The sequence below is a fragment of the Bradyrhizobium sp. WBOS08 genome (genome assembly GCF_024585125.1).
In the GTDB taxonomy this organism is placed as follows: domain Bacteria; phylum Pseudomonadota; class Alphaproteobacteria; order Rhizobiales; family Xanthobacteraceae; genus Bradyrhizobium; species Bradyrhizobium japonicum_B.
Genome location: NZ_CP028988.1, coordinates 4,980,381 through 4,996,432, shown reverse-complemented (window position 1 = coordinate 4,996,432; position 16,052 = coordinate 4,980,381). Strand labels below are relative to the sequence as shown.

The window sequence follows — 16,052 nt, the reverse complement described above, 5'->3', positions numbered from 1 at the left end:
CTTCATCGGCATTGGCGCCGATCCACGATGGGGTGGGAGAATGTTGCGATCGCCAGGCCTTTAGAACTGGCCGGGCGGAAGCTTGAAGATGTCGGGGCTCTTGGCATCGGCGACGTAGAACAGCAGCAGGCTGGTCGGCGTCAGCACGCGGTTGTTGTCCTTGGTCTCGAACGTGCCCTGGAGCAGCAGGATCACCGAGCGATCCCTGGCGTCGCTGCCGCGGAACATGACGATGCCGCCGGCGACGGGCATGTTGACCGCGATGGAGTCGGGCTTGAAGCCTTCGCCCATGAAATGGGCGCGCAGGATGTTGGCGTTGGAGAACAGCTTCTCGGGCGTCATCGCCGCGTCGGTCCCCTTCGACCAGACCGCCCCGACCTGGATCAGCGACTTCGACTTGTAGCCGAACACGTAGGAGAGCTCGGCGGTGCCGCCGTTCGGCAGCAGCTCGGGAACGGGGAGAAGCAGGCTGCGCGTCAACTCGGACGCGTTGTCCTGGACCTTGATCGCATCGGGCTTCGGGGCGAAGTCCTTTGCCATCGCCGCGCGCACATCGGCCTCGTTCATGCCGAACTTGGCCGAGCGGAAGCCGTCGATCGCCTTGACCTTGTCCTCCGCTCCCGGCGCTTCCGCCGAGTTCGTCCCGGCGGCGACCGGCGTGCCGGCTGCGGAGGGAGCGCCGGCCGCCGCAGCTCTGGGTGCAGGTGCGGCCTTCTGCTTCGGCACGGCGCCCTGGGCTGCCAGCGGTCCGGCCGCAACGGAGGTGAGCAGGCCGACGACGGCCGGAATGAGATAGAGTTTGCGCATCGGAAACCTTCGAAACAACTTGAAAGAACGCTTTCCAAAAATCGGCAGCTGCGAAATCGACTTCCCCGACCCGTCACCGCAACAGAGGCGGAAAATGTTGCAACGCCAAAAGGCGTTACAGGACGCCGTCGAGGGGACTAAGATCGAAACAACGACTCTCGGCCCGCGTACGAATACGGTATCGGGCTGCCAAACGCTGCGAATGAACATTCACAAGGGCATTTTTTGATCAATTGTGAACGCCGGCCGTTCGCGCTAAGCATCCGGACTGGGGCGAGCCAGCATGCAAAGAACTCCATGACCGAACGGCCTTCCGCGCTCGCGGTCGATCGCCGCGGCTTCATTCGTCTTGCGGGAGCAACCGCCGCGGGATGGATCGCGCTCGGCGCGACGTCGGACCGCATGCGGATCGTCGCTTCGTTGACCGCATTGCCGCTCGACGACGAGCTGACGAGGCGGAGCATGATCGACAGCGCGACCTCTCGCCTCGGCAATCTCATCGTCGGCCTGAGGCAGCGCGGCTGGGTCGAAGGCGTCAATTTCCGCCTCGAGCTGCGCTCGAGCTTCGGCGCACCGGACAGGCTGAAGGCGGCCGTTCAGGAACTGCTCGAGCTCAAGCCGGACGTGATCCTGACGGGATCGACGATCGAAACCGCGGCGGTCCTTGCCGCCACCAAGACTGTTCCGGTCGTCTTTGCGACCGCCAACGATCCGGTCGGCAACGGCTTCGTCCAGAGCCTTGCGCATCCCGGCGGAAACGTCACCGGCTTCACCAGCAGCACGGCCGAGATGGGCGGCAAATGGCTGCAGCTGATCCGGGAAGCCGTGCCTGACATTGCGCGCGTCGGCATCCTGTTCAACCCGGCGACCACGCCTCGCGGCGGGCGCTTCTTCCTCGATTCGATCGAGCAGGAGGCGATGCAGTCCGGAGTGTCCGCTGTCCCCGCCCCCGTCAACGCGCCGGCGGAGATCGACGAAGCCGTCAGGCGTTTCTCCGAACCGCCCAAGGCTGCGATGATCGCGTTGGTCGACAGTTTCCTTGTCGTCAACCGGCAGGCGGTCGTCGCGGCGGCGGCCAAGTATCGCGTGCCCACCATCTATCCATTCCATTACTTCATGGATGCCGGCGGGCTGATGAGCTACGGGCCGACGCTGGAAGTGCGCTCGGCTGACTACGTCGATCTCATCCTGCGCGGCACCAAGGCAGGCGATCTTCCGGTGCAGTCGCCGCGGAAATACGAGCTCCTGATCAACCGCACGGTTGCCCGCTCGCTGGGACTGACCATTCCGTTCACGCTGCTCGCGCGCGCCGACGAGATCCGCGAGTGAACGGGACGGCCGACCAGGGAGACTTGCGAGCGCCTCCCGGGCGGCTGTTCCGCAAATATCTCTACTCGATCCTCGCCCTCGCCTTTGCCGCGCTCGCCATCAACACCGGCTTCGACGTCTGGTTCTCCTATCGCGAGCAGAAGCAGCTGCTGGCGGCAACCCAGCGCGAGCAGGCAGCGTCCGCGGCGATCCAGATCGGCCAGTTCGTCGGCCAGATCGAGAGCCAGATCAGATGGCTCTCGCGCCTGCCGCCGGAGCTGTCGACCAACGAGGACGAGCGCCTCAACGCCATCCGTCTTCTGCGGCTCTCGCCGGCAATCGCGGAAATCGCCGAGCTCGACTCGCGCGGGCTCGAGCAGGTGCGCGTGTCCCGCCGTGTCGCCGACCGGATCGGCAGCAAGGCCGATCTGTCCGCCTCGCCCGCCTTCCGCGGCGCCAACGAAAGCCGCGCCTATTACGGGCCGGTCTATTTCTTCGCCGACACCGAGCCGTTCATGACGCTCGCCACGCGCGGCACCGGCCGCAATCCGAACGTGATCGCCGCCGAGGTCAATCTGCGTTTCATCTGGGACCTCGTCACCGGGATCAGGGTCGGCAACACCGGCAAGGCCTATGTGGTCGACCGCATGGGAGTCCTGATCGCGCATCCCGATCTGTGGCGGGCACTGCAGCGCAGCGATCTGTCCGGCCATGCGGACGTACGCGCCGCGCTCGACGGCGTCGGGCCGCCCTCCGGCGGGTTGGTCAAGGAGGATCTGACCGGCCAGCGCGTGCTGTCGACCTACGCGACGGTGCCCTCGCTCGGCTGGCTGGTGTTCGTCGAGCTGCCGCTCAGCGAAGCCTATGCGCCGATCTATGCATCGATCGGCCGTTCGACCTTTCTCCTCGCCGTCCTGCTGGTGGGTGCGGTGCTGGTCTCGTTCTTCCTCAGCCGGCGCATGACGGGACCGATCCAGCTGCTGACGCAGGGCGCGCGGCGGATTGGCAGCGGCGACCTCGGTCTGCGGCTCGCGATCAAGACCGGCGACGAGTTGGAAGCGCTCGGCGACCAGTTCAACCGGATGGCGGCGCACTTGCGCGAGTCCTACGCGACGCTCGAGCGCAAGGTGATCGAGCGCACCTCCGAGCTGGAGAAGGCTCGCGATCACGCACTCGCCGAGCACGATTCCGCCGAGCGCGCGCGTAGCGCAGCGGTAGCGGCCAACGAGACCAAGTCGCGCTTCCTCGCCGTCGTCAGCCACGAGCTGCGCACGCCGCTGAACGGCGTCATGGGCGTGCTGCAACTGCTCGACGACGGCAGCCTCGGTGAGGCGCAGCGGCGCCACCTTGCGACCGCGGCCGCGTCGGGCGAGACGCTGATCGCCCTGGTCGACACCATCCTCGAATATGCGCGCCTGGAGGCCAGCGCGGAGACGCTGGAGCCGCGCAATTTCCGCCTCGACCAGTTGATCGAGACCGCCGCCGAGCTGATGCGTCCGCAGGCCCTCGGCAAGGGACTGACCTTCGATCTTGCCTGCGATGCGTCGGTCCACGCCTCGGTGCATGGCGATCCCGTCCGGCTCAATCGCATCCTGCTCAACCTGATCGGCAACGCCGTCAAGTTCACGCCGTCGGGCGGGATCGCCGTGGCCGCAGCCGCCGAGCGGCACGACGATCACGTCCTGCTGCGTATCACCGTTCGCGACACCGGCATCGGCATCGCGCCCGACATGCACGAGCGGATCTTCGAGGATTTCGTCCAGGCCGACGACAGCATCGCGCGGCGGTTCGGCGGCACGGGCCTCGGCCTTGCGATCGCGCGGCGCCTGGTCCGCCTGATGCGCGGCCAGCTGACGGTTGCGAGCACGCCGGGCGCGGGCAGCACGTTCAGCTTCGAGGTGCCGCTGGGCCTGGCCGCAAGCGGCATCGCGCAAGGCGTGCTGCCGCCGCCGTCGCGGTCGCGCCGCGTGCTGCTGGTCGACGACGATCCCGTCAATTGCGAGGTCGGGGAAGCGATCCTGAAGCGGCTCGGCCATCACCCCACGATCGCCAGGAACGGCGCATCGGCCGTCGCGCTCGCTCGCGATCGTCCGTTCGACGTCATCCTGATGGATCTGCACATGCCCGACATGGATGGCGTGGAAGCGGCGTCTCGGATCGGCAGGCTCGGCTTGCCGGGCACGCCGCGCATCGTCGCCGTCACAGCGGACGTCTCATCCAGCGCCCGGCAGCGCCTCGCGGACGCCGGCATCGAAAAGATCGTCAGCAAGCCGATCCTGATCAGCGCGCTGCGGGAGGCGATCGAGGATACCCCGGCCGGGCCGGCCGCCACGCAACTCGCGGCGGGGGCGCTGATCGACCGCAATTTCCTCGACAACCAGAAGGAGCTACTGGGGCGGGGGCAGATCGCAAAGCTGCATCATCTGCTGCAGGAAACCAGCGACAGACTGATCGAGGACATCATCGCCTCTGCAGCGACCGGCGACCATAGGCAGCTCGCGCGAGCCACGCACCAGCTCGGCAGCGCCGCCGCCGCGCTCGGCCTCGTCCGCCTGTTCGAGCGCTGCCGCGAGGTCGAGGAGGCGACGGCAACGATGTCCGCCGCCGAGTGCAAGAGCGCCGCGCAGGACCTCGCCGGGCTACAGAAGGCCTCGATGAGCGCGCTAGACGAGTTGCTCCAGCCGGAAGAGCAGCGTACCGTCGGCTAGACATTGCTTGGTATGCTATGCGCGACATCGAACTCGATGCGAGCAGCTGGAAGACTGCTCAGGATTTTCGACGGGCGCTCAAGGCTGCGTTAGGAGCGCCAGAATGGCACGGCGATATTGCGGGAGCATTTCTCGACTCGATCTTTGGCGGCGGGATGAATGCTCTCAAGCCGCCCTATGTGATCAAGATCGTCAACGCGGCCGACTTGGCGCCCGAAGTGAAAGAGATGGTCCACGACTTTTCGTCGGCGATTGCGGAGACACGAGCGCGCAGGCTTGCGCGCATTGGTGAGGATGTGGAAGTTCGGCTCGATATCGAACTTTGAGATGCGCGCACTCATGAGTCTCGTGCTTAGTCTCAGGTCGTTCGCACGCCCTCGTCCTCCCGCCCAAACCGCTCAACCAGGAAATCGATGAACAGCCGCACCTTCACCGACAGGTGCCGCGTCGGCGGGTACACCGCATAGAGTGCGAGCGGCGGCGCGGCATAGTCGTCCAGCACGGTTCGCAGCTCGCCCCTCTTCAAAGCGTCGGAAGCGATGAACTCCGGCAGCAGCGCCAGCCCCCTGCCCTTGATCGCGACGTCGCGCAGCACCTCGGCATTGTTGACGCAGAGCGACCAGGCCGGCTGGATCCAGTGGTCGCCGTCGCTCCCTGTGAGCTTCCACTGATTGCCGGTCAGCAGAAAGCCATAGGTCAGCGAATTATGCTCGCGCAGATCCTGCGGATGTTTTGGCGTGCCGTGCCGCGAGAGGTAATCCGGCGAAGCGCAGATCATGCGAGATACCGGCATGATCTTTCGCGCGATCAGGCTCGAGGATTCCAGTTCCGCGATCCGCAGCGTCACGTCAAAACCGTCCTGCACGGGATCGAGCAGATCGTCGCTGAGCACGATCTGGAGCTGAAGCTCCGGATATCGCGCCATGAAATCGGCGAGCACCGGACCGAGCCGCATGGTGCCGAACGACATCGGCGCGTTGACGCGCAGCAGCCCGCGCGGCGCCGATTGCGCCTGCGTCACCGCCTGGTCGGCCGCCTCGACCTCCGAGAGGATGACGAGCGCGCGCTCGAAATAGCGCTTGCCGTTCTCGGTCGGGCTGGCGTGCCGCGTGGTCCGGATCAGCAACTGGACGCCGAGGCTCTCCTCGAGGTCGGCGATGTACTTGCTGATCGCCGAACGCGACAGCCGCAGCTGCCGGCCGGCTTCCGCAAAGCTGCCGCTTTCCACCACCTTCACGAACGCCCGGAGGCTGCCGAGCTTATCCAAGGGCTGCCCTTGCCGATTGTTTCCAAATCGTAGACATAGCCGTCATATTTGCATGGATTGTCTCCAATCCATAGCGGAACAATATTTCCGGCCAGAGCAAAACGCTCCCCCGAACTCAGGAGGACGACCATGTCTGGACTGCACCATGTCACCGCGATCGCCGGCGACCCCATCCGCAATTTCGGCTTCTACACCCGGGATCTGGGCCTGCGCTTCGTCAAGAAAACGGTCAATTTCGACGATCCCGGCACCTATCACTTCTATTATGGCGACGAGACCGGCCGCCCCGGCACCATCCTGACCTTCTTCCCGTGGGCTGGCGTGTCGCCCGGACGCCGCGGCGTCGGCGAGACCCATCAGACCGCCTTCCGCGTGCCGCAACGTTCGCTCGGCTACTGGACACAGCGCTTCACCGAGAAGGGCATTGCCTATGAGGCGCTGGAGAAGCGCTTCGGCGAGTCCGTGCTGCCGTTCACCGACCCCGACGGCATGGCGCTCGCGCTGGTGGGAATAGCAGGTGCCGAAGGCGAGCCCGGCTGGAGCAATGGCGACGTGCCGGCCGAGCATGCGATCCGCGGCTTTCACGGCGTGACGCTGCTGCTCGACGGCGCGGCGAAGACCGCCGCCGTCCTCACCGACGTGTTCGGCTTCAAGGAGACCGGCCGCGAGGGATCGGTGATCCGCTTCAAGGCCGCGGGCGATGCCGAAGGCAGCATCGTCGACATCTACGAGGCCAAGGGGTTCTTGCGCGGGCATCAGGGCGGCGGATCGGTGCATCACATCGCGTTCCGCGCGGCTGACGATGCCGAGCAAGGCCGGATGGCGCAAAAGCTCGTGAGCAATCACGGCCTGCATCCGACCGAGCAGAGGGACCGCAACTACTTCCGCTCGATCTACTTCCGCGAGCCCGGTGGCGTGCTGTTCGAGATCGCAACCGACATCCCCGGCTTCGCCGTCGACGAGCCCGTCGCGACGCTGGGACGCGACCTCAAGCTGCCTGCATTCCTCGAGCAGCACCGCAAGCAGATCGAGGACGTGCTGCCGAGCCTGGAAGAGACCGTGTCATGACCGAGAGCGCCTTCATCCACCGCTTCGAGCCCGCGACCCGCGCGGGCTCCCCTCCGCTGCTGCTGTTGCACGGCACCGGCGGTGACGAGAACGACCTGCTCGGGCTCGGCAAGATGGTCTCGCCCGGCTCGGCCCTGCTGTCGCCGCGCGGACGCGTGCTCGAGCACGGCATGCCGCGCTTCTTCCGCCGCCTCGCGGAAGGCGTGTTCGACGAGGAAGACGTGCGCCGCCGCGCGCATGAGCTCGGCGACTTCGTGAGCGAGGCGCGGCAGCGCTACGGCATCGCCGCGCCTGTCGCGGTCGGCTTCTCCAACGGCGCCAACATCGCCGCCGCGCTGTTGCTGCTGGAGCCGGACGTGCTTGCCGGCGCGATCCTGCTGCGCGCGATGGTGCCGCTGTCTGATCCGCCAACGGCGGATCTCGCCGGAAAGCCGATCCTGCTGCTGTCCGGTCAGGGCGACCCAATCGTGCCGGCCGGCAATTCGGCCAGGCTCGCGGCCCTGCTCTCGCAAGCTGGCGCGAGCGTGACCCATAGGATCCTGCCGGCGGGCCATCAATTGTCGCAAGCCGACGTGACGCTCGCGCGCGACTGGATCGGCAATGTCGAGGCAAGAGCCGCATGAGAGAGGCGGCGCATCGTTTCCCGAACGATGCGCCGCCGCCTTCACTCAGATGGAGAATCGAGTTACCGGGCTTCGGCGATGTCAGGTCCAGACGACGGCATCTTCGCGTTGGCTGCCAAGGACCGGTTCGACGGCGATGCTTGGTCCGGCAACCGGAAAGCGGCGTCGGACGGCACGCCCTGGGATGGTCGACGCGCAGCACTCGTCGGAAGCACGATCACTTTCGCTCCGATCTTCACCCGCTCATAGAGATCGACGACATCCTCATTGGTGAGCCGGATACAGCCGGAGGAAACCCGCTTGCCGATCGTATCGGGCTTGTTGGTGCCGTGAATTCTATATTCGGTGTCGCCCAGATACATCGCCCGGGCGCCGAGCGGGTTGCCCGGGCCACCTGCCATGAACCGCGGCAGATAAGGCTGACGGGTGACCATCTCCGCGGGCGGATGCCAATCCGGCCATTCTGCCTTGCGGGCCACGGTCTGCTCACCGGACCATGTGAAGCCTTCGCGGCCGACACCGATGCCGTAGCGCATCGCTTGCGTGTCGTTCAGGACGAAATAGAGAAACGTGTTCTTGGTATCGATGATCACGGTGCCCGGTGCCTGGCGGCTCGCATAGTCAACCACCTGCCGGGCAAAAGCGCCGGGGCCGTCAGCAGCTTTTGGAGGCTCGACCAGAGGCGCGGGGGCCGGAACCGGAGCTGAAGCTGGAGCCGGCGCTGATGCATGAACTGGAGGCGCCACGTAAATCGGAGTTGACGATGCCTGGGCCTGGGGCGCGGCCGGCTTCCGCGCCGGTTGCACGCCCCCCGGGCGAGACAGCAAGCCGTAGCCCAACGCGGCGACAGCCACGGCGCCGAGTGCAACCCGCGCCGCCATCGGGATTGCGAGCGTCTCCGCCTTCCTGCGTTTGGCCCGCTTGCTCATATGCCTCCCAAGGTCACCATGCCCAACAGAGGTAACCCGGCAAAATTTAAGAAACTTCGAAGCGATTGCGTTCGGGTTGAAACTGTCGGCGATGGTTAACGCGGACTCCTGTTCCGCAACGTAGGAATTGCGAAGATCGCTGTTTTGCCCGGCGGGACAACGGTCCCGCGCATCGCCTCGACCATCGAACGCGCAACGCGCAAGCCATTGAAATGACTACGCCCGGCTACTGTGCATGGGGTTGTTTTTCAGTTTTTGATCTGGAACAGGCAAACGATCGGCCTCTCCCCGACGGGAAAGGCCAAGATTGCAGTCACGGGCTCGACCGGATCGAGTGCGCCTACTCCCAGGCCCAGGCCGAGAAATCGTTCTCGAACTGCGGGACTTCCTTCCAGACGCCCTTCAGCTTCTTGTTGATGACGGTGGGCCATTGCGGCTGGAACAGGTAGGCGGAGACGGCGTCGGTGGCCAGCATGCGCTGGGCGTCGCCGAGCAGCTTGGCGCGGGCGGCTTCTTCCGGCGTCGACACGATCTGCTTGTAGAGCGCGTTGAACTTCTCGTTGTTGTAACCGAGATAGTAGTCGGGCTCGGTGATCTTGACGAGATCGAACGGCTCGACGTGGCTGACGATGGTGAGGTCGAAATTGTGCGGGCCATTGCCGGCGAACACCTGCGACAGCCATTGCGCCCATTCGACGTTCTCGATCTTGGCGACGATGCCGACCTTGGCGAGCTGGGCCGCGACGATCTCGCCGCCCTGCCGCGCATAGGGCGGCGGCGGCAGCTTCAGCGACAGCTCGAGCGGCGCGGTGACGCCGGCTTCAGTGAGCAGCTTCTTGGCCTTCTCGGGGTCGTAGGGATTGACGCCGGTGGTGTCGACGTAGCCGAGCGATCCCGGCGTGTAGAAGCTACCGATCGGCGTGCCGAACCCCTCGACGGCGCCGTCGATCAACGCCTTGCGGTCGATCGCAGCGAGAATGGCGCGGCGAACGCGGACGTCGTCGAGCGGCTTCTTCCGATGATTGATCGCGACGATGGTCTTGGCCCTGGATCCGCCGATCAGCACCGTGAAGCGCGGATCGCTCTTGAACTGGGCAACGACGCGGGTTGCAATGCGCGGAAACGCGTCGACGTCGTTCGACAGCAGCGCCGCGGCCTGGGCGGCCGGATCGGAGATGAAGCGGATCGTCACCTTCGAGAGCTTGATTGCGGAGGCGTTGCGATAGGCCGCCCATTTGTTGAGCGTGATCGAGGAGCCCTTGGCCCAGGCGCCCAGCTGATAGGGGCCGGTCCCGACCGGCTGGGTGACGTTGGTGCCAGCGCTCTTGGGCTCGACGATCGAGCCGCTCGCCTGTCCCAGCAGGAAAGGCAGGTTTGGCTCGGAATATTTCAGGGTGATCACGATCGTGTTGGCGTCGGGCGCGTCGACCTTCTCGAACGCCTGGAACAGGCTCTTGTCCTTGTTGGTGCTGGTCGGCGCGGCGTTGCGCTCGAACGAAAACTTCACCGTCGCGGAATCGAACGGCTCGCCATTGTGGAATTTGACGCCCTTGCGCAGCTTGAAGGTGTAGGTCTTCAGATCGGGTGAAGCGGTCCAGCTCTCGGCCAGCAGCGGCGAGACCGAGCCGTCCTCGTTGATCTTGGTCAGCGTCTCGTAGATGTTGTAGAGCGTGACCTCGGCGATCGCCGCGGCGGCGGCATTGGTGGGATCGAGCCCCGGCGGCTCCAGCGTCATCCCCATGACGACGCTGTCCTTCTTGCTCTGCGCCAGCACGGGCAAAGGCGCCGCGACGAGCGCAGCCGCTACGGCGACAATCGACAATTTCCTCAACATGCGTAACTCCCCGGCCTGTTCCGTTCTTCAGCCTACGCCAATCCGGCTCCGGACACTAACCTTCCATCGCGACCTGCGGCAACGCCATCACGGCCTCCGCCCTGTGGCAGGCGGCAAGGTGTCCCTCGCCGACCTTGCGTAACGCAGGCAGGGCCTCGCGGCAATGCTGCTCGGCAAGCGGGCAACGCGCGGCATAGGGACATCCGGCCGCCGCCGCCGATTGCGAGGCGATGGCCTGGCCGCCGCGCCGCCGCCGACCTCCGCCGGCACGCGCCCGCGGCACCGCCTCCAGCAGCGCCCGCGTATAGGGATGGGCACAATGCTCGAAAAGGTCCTCGGGCCGCCCCTGCTCGACGATCCGGCCGAGATACATCACCGCGACCTCGTCGCAGAGATAGTCGACGACGGCGAGGTCGTGGCTGATCAGGATATAGCTGAGGCCGAACTGCTCCTGGAGATCCTGCATCAGGTTCAGCACCTGGGCCTGCACGGAGACGTCGAGCGCGGAGACCGGCTCGTCGGCGACGATCAGCTTGGGCTGGGTGATCAGCGCGCGCGCGATGGCGATGCGCTGGCGCTGTCCGCCCGAGAACTCGTGCGGATATTTCTCCATGTCGGCATCGCGCAAGCCGACCTGGCGCAGTACCGCGGCGACGCGGTCGCGGAACGTGGTGCGGTCGGCTCCCTCCAGCACGGTCAGCGGCTCGGCCACGATGCGCGCGATGGTCTGGCGCGGATCGAGCGAGCCGTAGGGATCCTGGAACACCATCTGGAAATCACGGCGGGCGCGACGCAATTCGTCCGCGGGAATGCGGTTGAGATCGCGGCCGAGCAGCGCGACCTGTCCCGACGTCGGCCGCTCCAGCGCCATCACCAGCCGCGCGAAGGTCGACTTGCCCGAGCCGGATTCGCCGACGACGCCGAGGCTCTTGCCCGCGGCCACCTGCACGCTGACACCATTGAGCGCACGCACCTGCCCCGGCGCCCGGAACAGGCTTTCCCGCGGCAGCGCATAGCGCTGTTCGAGATCCTTCACGTCGAGAAGCGGCGCGGCGGTCATGCGGTCAGCGCTCCGACACGTTCTGCCATCGACACGTCGGTCCTGATGCAGCGCACGCCATGGCGCGGTCCGACCTCCACCATCGGCGGCAGCGCGGCGCGACACGCATCGATCACCAGCGGACAGCGGTCGGAGAAGGTGCACCCCGTTGGCAGATCGGCCAGCTCCGGCACCGTGCCCGAGATCGTCTGCAGCCGCGTCCCCTTGCGCGCGCCGAGCTTCGGCCGGGCGCGGAACAGGCCCTGCGTATAGGGATGGCCCATGCGGCGGAAGACCTCTTCGGTCGGTCCGCTCTCGACGACGGCGCCGCCATACATCACCATCATGCGCTGCACGTTCTCGGCGATGACGCCGAGATCGTGCGAGATCAGGATCATCGACATGCCGCGCTCCTCGACGAGATCGGCAATGAGGTCGAGGATCTGGCCCTGGATGGTAACGTCGAGCGCGGTGGTCGGCTCGTCCGCGATCAAGAGGTCCGGCTCGCAGGCGAGCGCCATCGCGATGGTGATGCGCTGGCGCTGGCCGCCGGAAAACTGGTGCGGATAGGCATCGACGCGCCGCGCAGGATCGGGCAGTCCGACGCGGTCGAGCAAGGCGATCGTCTCTCTGCGCGCCTGCGCCGCCGAGTATGTCTTGTGCCGTCGCAGGGGCTCGGCGACCTGATCGCCGATCGTGTGCATCGGGTTGAGCGCGGTCATCGGTTCCTGGAAGATCATGCTGATGCGGTTGCCGCGCAGGCGGCAATAATCCGCATCCGGCAATCCCACTAGCTCGTGGCCATCGAGCTTGATGCTGCCCGAGACCACGGCGCTATCCGGCAGCAATCCCATCAGCGACATCGCAGTGACCGACTTGCCGCAACCGGACTCGCCGACGAGCCCGAGCGTCTCGCCGCGCTTCAGCGAGAAGCTGAGGCCGCGTACGGCCTGCGCCGGCCCGCGACTGGTGTTGAGGCGGACGCCGAGATTCTCGACTTCGATCAGAGGCATGTCGGAGCGCTCGGCCATGGTCATCGCTCGCGCGCCAATCTTGGATCAAGCAGGTCGCGCAAGCCGTCGCCGAGCAGATTGAGGCCCAGCACCGCGATGGCGATCGCTGCGCCCGGATAGACCGCGAGCATCGGCGATTGGAACAGCAGGGTTTGCGCATCGTTCAACATCCGCCCCCAGGACGGTTGCGGCGGCTGCGTGCCGAGGCCGAGATAGGACAGCGCCGCTTCGGCGAGAATGGCGAGCGCGAACTGGATCGTGACCTGCACAATCAGGATCGACAGGATGTTGGGCAGCACGTGCTCGATGGTGATGCGGAAGCGCCCCTTGCCCGCGGCGCGCGCGGCCAGCACGAATTCGCGCGCCCAGATCGCATTGGCCGAGCCCCGCGTCAGCCGCGTCAGCGTCGGGATCTGGAAGATGCCGATCGCGACGATCGATGTGACCATGCCCGGCCCCGCCACCGCGGCGAGCATGATCGCGGACAGCACGGCCGGAAAGGCGAAGGTGAAGTCGGAGAAGCGCATGATGATCTCTTCGGTCCAGCCGCGGCGCGCCGAGGCGATCAGGCCGAGCGTGACGCCGAAGGTGAGACCGATGCTGACGGCGATGATTCCGACCATGATGGTGGAGCGGGCGCCGGCAAGCAGCAGCGAGAGGATGTCGCGGCCGAAGGAATCGGTGCCGAGCCAATGCGTCGCCGACGGCGGCCGCAGCTTCGAGGCGATGTCGATCTCGTAAGGCGACCACGGCGTCCACACCAGCGACATGAGTGCCGAGGCGAGCACGAGAAGGCTCAACGCGCCGCCGAGCACGAAGCTGCGGTGGCGCAGCGCGCGGCGCCAGAAGGTCCGGGCCGGCAACGGCCGCGTTGCGAGGGGCGCGTCGATGGTCATGGGCGCGCTCACAGGTCGTGGACCTTGATGCGGGGATCGATCAAGGCGTAGAGCACGTCGACCACGAAATTGACGATGACGACCATGGTCGCGAGCAGCATCACGCAATTGCGCACCACGATCAGGTCGCGGTTGGCGATCGACTGGAAGATCAGGCGGCCGAGCCCCGGCAGGTAGAACACGTTCTCGATCACGATGGTGCCGGCCAGCAGATTGGCGAATTGCAGCCCCATCACCGTCATCACGGGGATCATGGCGTTGCGCAGCACGTGGCTCCACAGCACCTCGCGCTTGCCGAGCCCTTTGGCGCGCGCGGTGCGGACGAAATCCTCGCGCAGCACTTCCAGCACGGCGGAGCGCGTAACGCGCGCCAGGATCGCGGCCTGCACCACCGCGAGAGAGATCGCCGGCAGCAGCAGCGATTTGAAGCCGAGCCAGATGCCGTCCTCCCAGCCGGCAAAGCCGCCCGCCGAGAGCCATTGCAGCCGCACGGAGAACAACAGCACCAGCAGGATCGCAAACCAGAAATTGGGCAGCGCGATGCCGATCTGCGTCAGCGACATCACGCCGACGTCGCCGAGCTTGTTGTGGTTGGCGGCAGTGTAGACGCCGGCCGAGAGCGCCAGCGTCACCGTGATCGACATGGCCATGATCGCGAGCGGCACGGTCAGCAGCAACCGCTCCCCGATCAGACTGGCGACCGGCGTGCCGTAGACATAGGAATTGCCGAGATCGCCGGACAGAAGTCCCTTGATCCATTGCAGATAGCGAACCGCCAGGGGCTGGTCGAGCCCGAGCTTGATGGTGAGCGCGCGCACCGCGTCCGGCGAGGCATCGGCGCCCATCAGCATCTGCGCGGCATTGCCGGGAAGCGCATCGAGCACGAGGAAGATGATCAGCGATGCGCCGACCAGCGTCGCTAGCAAGGTCACCAGACGTCGGAGGACAAATACGCTCATGCGCGCTCGGCTTCAGGGCTCAGCTGCGGCACGATCAACATGTCCGGACGACAGAGGCAAGCCTTTAGCTGCGGGGGCATGTCGTCATTCCGGCCAGCGGGACAGAAGCCCTGCGGAGGCCTCGAACAAGGCGCAGACGCGCAGCAGCTCCGCATCCGCGCGGAAGCGGCCGACCAGCTGCAAGCCGATCGGCAAGCCGTCACGGCCGAAGCCGGAAGGCAGGCTGATGGCGGGATGGCCGGTCATGTTGAACGGCATGGTCCAGGGGAACCAATGCGGGCGAACGCTGTCGAAATGCCGACCGTCGATCTCGATGGTGCCGAACAAGTCCTGGCCGATCGGCAACGCCGTCCGCGTCAGGGTCGGCATCGCCAGCAGGTGCCCTCGCGCAAGCAACGATTGCACCCGGCGGAACAGTGCGGTGCGCGCGAACATCGCCTCCTGGTAGTCGACGCCGCTGACCTCGGTGGCAAGTGCGAGCTGCTTGAGGAAAGCCTCGCTCAGCTCGTCCTTGTGCTCGGCGGCGAGGTTGGCAAAGCGCGTGCGCCAGACCGTGTGGTTGATGGCGCGCCAGATCGGCTCGATGTCGAAACCGTCGCCCGAGAATTCCTCGAGCTCGGCCCCCAGCCCTGCCAGCCGGTCGAGGCTCGCCTTGAAATTGGCGGTGACCTCCGCGGACACCGGACGGCCCGGCGGCGTCAGGCAGTACAGGATCCTGAGCCCACGCAGATCGCCGCGCGGCGCCGCGCTGCCGATGAAGTCCGGCACTGGCACGCCGATCGACCAGGGATCGCAGGCGTCCTCGCCCGCCATCGCCTGCATCATCAGCGCGGTGTCGGCGACGGTTCGCGTGGTCGGCGTGACATAGGTCTGGTTGCCGAACACATCGAGCGCCTGGCTGTGCGGGATGATGCCGTTGCTCTGCTTCAGGCCGACCACGCCGTTGCAGGCGGCGGGAATCCGCGTCGAGCCGCCGCCATCGGTCGCAATCGCAAGCGGCGCGATGCCGCTGGCGACCGCAACCGCCGCGCCGCCGCTGGAGCCGCCGGAGGAGCGACAGGCGTCCCAGGCGTTTCGGGTCCGGCCGAACAGCGGAGAATCCGTCAGGCACTTGCTGCCGAATTCCGGCGTGGTGGTCTTGCCGATCAGGATCGCGCCTTCGCTGCGCAGCCGCGCCACCGCGACGGCGTCCTCATTCGGCACGTTGTCCTTGTAGGGAACGGCACCGAAGGTGGTCTTGACGCCCCTGGTGTTGACGATGTCCTTGACGGTGACGGGGATGCCGTGCAGCAGACCGAGCGGCTCACCGGCCATCAGCTTGCGCTCGGCCGCGCGCGCCTGCGCCATCGCCTCCTCGCCACAGAGCGTGATGAAGCAGTTCAATTCGGGTTGGAGCGCCTCGGCGCGCGCGAGCACGGCACGGACGATCTCGACCGGCGAAATCTTCTTTGCGGCAATGAGGCCGCGCAGCTCGGTTGCGGACAAGAAACAGGGGTCGCCCTTGATCGCCACATCACGCTCCGAAGCGGGCCGCAATTGGCCCCAGGACACCGACAAGACATTGACAGCGAGAATGACAGTTTTGTTAACTCGCCGTCCAA

General features: G+C 66.1%; 14 protein-coding genes. 5 read left to right on the top strand and 9 right to left on the bottom strand.

Annotated elements, in window-relative coordinates:
- Positions 1-60: 60 nt before the first annotated feature.
- Positions 61-807 (bottom strand): hypothetical protein, encoded by a 747-nt coding sequence (locus DCM80_RS23385; RefSeq protein WP_257177656.1) that lies wholly within the window; start codon positions 805-807, stop codon positions 61-63.
- Positions 808-1,104: 297 nt separating this feature from the next.
- On the opposite strand from DCM80_RS23385, the gene DCM80_RS23380 reads away from it, so the two are divergent.
- From DCM80_RS23380 to DCM80_RS23370, 3 genes are read left to right on the top strand one after another with little or no spacing between them, the layout of a single operon-like run.
- Positions 1,105-2,136 (top strand): ABC transporter substrate-binding protein, encoded by a 1,032-nt coding sequence (locus DCM80_RS23380; protein WP_257193897.1) that lies wholly within the window; start codon positions 1,105-1,107, stop codon positions 2,134-2,136.
- On the top strand, positions 2,133-4,823 hold the full coding sequence (locus DCM80_RS23375; protein ID WP_257193896.1) for a hybrid sensor histidine kinase/response regulator: 2,691 nt from the start codon (positions 2,133-2,135) through the stop codon (positions 4,821-4,823). Before DCM80_RS23380 ends, DCM80_RS23375 begins: the two co-directional genes overlap by 4 nt.
- Positions 4,824-4,840: 17 nt before the next feature.
- On the top strand, positions 4,841-5,149 hold the full coding sequence (locus DCM80_RS23370) for a hypothetical protein (RefSeq protein WP_257193895.1): 309 nt from the start codon (positions 4,841-4,843) through the stop codon (positions 5,147-5,149).
- A gap of 32 nt (positions 5,150-5,181) precedes the next feature.
- On the opposite strand, the gene DCM80_RS23365 is transcribed toward DCM80_RS23370, so the two are convergent.
- Positions 5,182-6,090, bottom strand: coding sequence for a LysR family transcriptional regulator (locus DCM80_RS23365; protein WP_257193894.1), 909 nt, complete (start codon positions 6,088-6,090; stop codon positions 5,182-5,184).
- 129 nt (positions 6,091-6,219) lie between these two features.
- Here DCM80_RS23365 and DCM80_RS23360 point away from each other — a divergent pair, with 129 nt between their 5' ends.
- Both DCM80_RS23360 and DCM80_RS23355 read left to right on the top strand, forming a co-directional pair.
- The gene (locus DCM80_RS23360) at positions 6,220-7,158 is read left to right on the top strand and encodes a ring-cleaving dioxygenase (protein WP_257193893.1); all 939 of its coding nucleotides are present in this window, start codon (positions 6,220-6,222) and stop codon (positions 7,156-7,158) included.
- The gene (locus DCM80_RS23355) at positions 7,155-7,781 is read left to right on the top strand and encodes an alpha/beta hydrolase (protein WP_257193891.1); all 627 of its coding nucleotides are present in this window, start codon (positions 7,155-7,157) and stop codon (positions 7,779-7,781) included. The genes DCM80_RS23360 and DCM80_RS23355 overlap by 4 nt, the downstream gene beginning before the upstream one ends.
- Before the next feature lie 62 nt (positions 7,782-7,843).
- Here the strand turns inward: DCM80_RS23355 and DCM80_RS23350 are convergent, their stop codons facing one another.
- The 7 genes from DCM80_RS23350 to DCM80_RS23320 all read right to left on the bottom strand — a co-directional run bounded on the left by DCM80_RS23350 (position 7,844) and on the right by DCM80_RS23320 (position 15,957).
- Entirely contained in the window at positions 7,844-8,710 is an 867-nt protein-coding gene (locus DCM80_RS23350) for a L,D-transpeptidase (RefSeq protein WP_257193890.1), read from the bottom strand.
- Between the two features lie 340 nt (positions 8,711-9,050).
- On the bottom strand, positions 9,051-10,544 hold the full coding sequence (locus DCM80_RS23345) for an ABC transporter substrate-binding protein (protein ID WP_257193889.1): 1,494 nt from the start codon (positions 10,542-10,544) through the stop codon (positions 9,051-9,053).
- A 55-nt stretch (positions 10,545-10,599) separates the two neighbouring features.
- The gene (locus DCM80_RS23340; RefSeq protein WP_257193887.1) at positions 10,600-11,604 is read right to left on the bottom strand and encodes an ABC transporter ATP-binding protein; all 1,005 of its coding nucleotides are present in this window, start codon (positions 11,602-11,604) and stop codon (positions 10,600-10,602) included.
- Entirely contained in the window at positions 11,601-12,614 is a 1,014-nt protein-coding gene (locus tag DCM80_RS23335; RefSeq protein ID WP_257193886.1) for an ABC transporter ATP-binding protein, read from the bottom strand. Before DCM80_RS23335 ends, DCM80_RS23340 begins: the two co-directional genes overlap by 4 nt.
- Before the next feature lie 2 nt (positions 12,615-12,616).
- Positions 12,617-13,504, bottom strand: a complete 888-nt coding sequence (locus tag DCM80_RS23330; RefSeq protein WP_257193885.1) for an ABC transporter permease — start codon at positions 13,502-13,504, stop codon at positions 12,617-12,619.
- Positions 13,501-14,451: an ABC transporter permease gene (locus DCM80_RS23325; protein WP_257193883.1), complete on the bottom strand. Its 951-nt coding sequence runs from the start codon at positions 14,449-14,451 to the stop codon at positions 13,501-13,503. Before DCM80_RS23325 ends, DCM80_RS23330 begins: the two co-directional genes overlap by 4 nt.
- An 84-nt stretch (positions 14,452-14,535) precedes the next feature.
- A complete protein-coding gene (locus DCM80_RS23320; protein WP_257198023.1) occupies positions 14,536-15,957 on the bottom strand; it encodes an amidase in 1,422 nt (473 codons plus the stop codon).
- Positions 15,958-16,052 lie beyond the last annotated feature (95 nt).

Bases quoted from the DNA above. Each gene is read 5' to 3' on its own strand.
- DCM80_RS23350 (WP_257193890.1), bottom strand. From the start codon at position 8,710: ATGAGCAAGCGGGCCAAACGCAGGAAGGCGGAGACGCTCGCAATCCCG.
- DCM80_RS23360 (WP_257193893.1), top strand. From the start codon at position 6,220: ATGTCTGGACTGCACCATGTCACCGCGATCGCCGGCGACCCCATCCGC.
- DCM80_RS23340 (WP_257193887.1), bottom strand. From the start codon at position 11,604: ATGACCGCCGCGCCGCTTCTCGACGTGAAGGATCTCGAACAGCGCTAT.
- DCM80_RS23325 (WP_257193883.1), bottom strand. From the start codon at position 14,451: ATGAGCGTATTTGTCCTCCGACGTCTGGTGACCTTGCTAGCGACGCTG.
- DCM80_RS23345 (WP_257193889.1), bottom strand. From the start codon at position 10,544: ATGTTGAGGAAATTGTCGATTGTCGCCGTAGCGGCTGCGCTCGTCGCG.
- DCM80_RS23380 (WP_257193897.1), top strand. From the start codon at position 1,105: ATGACCGAACGGCCTTCCGCGCTCGCGGTCGATCGCCGCGGCTTCATT.
- DCM80_RS23335 (WP_257193886.1), bottom strand. From the start codon at position 12,614: ATGGCCGAGCGCTCCGACATGCCTCTGATCGAAGTCGAGAATCTCGGC.
- DCM80_RS23370 (WP_257193895.1), top strand. From the start codon at position 4,841: ATGCGCGACATCGAACTCGATGCGAGCAGCTGGAAGACTGCTCAGGAT.
- DCM80_RS23355 (WP_257193891.1), top strand. From the start codon at position 7,155: ATGACCGAGAGCGCCTTCATCCACCGCTTCGAGCCCGCGACCCGCGCG.
- DCM80_RS23385 (WP_257177656.1), bottom strand. From the start codon at position 807: ATGCGCAAACTCTATCTCATTCCGGCCGTCGTCGGCCTGCTCACCTCC.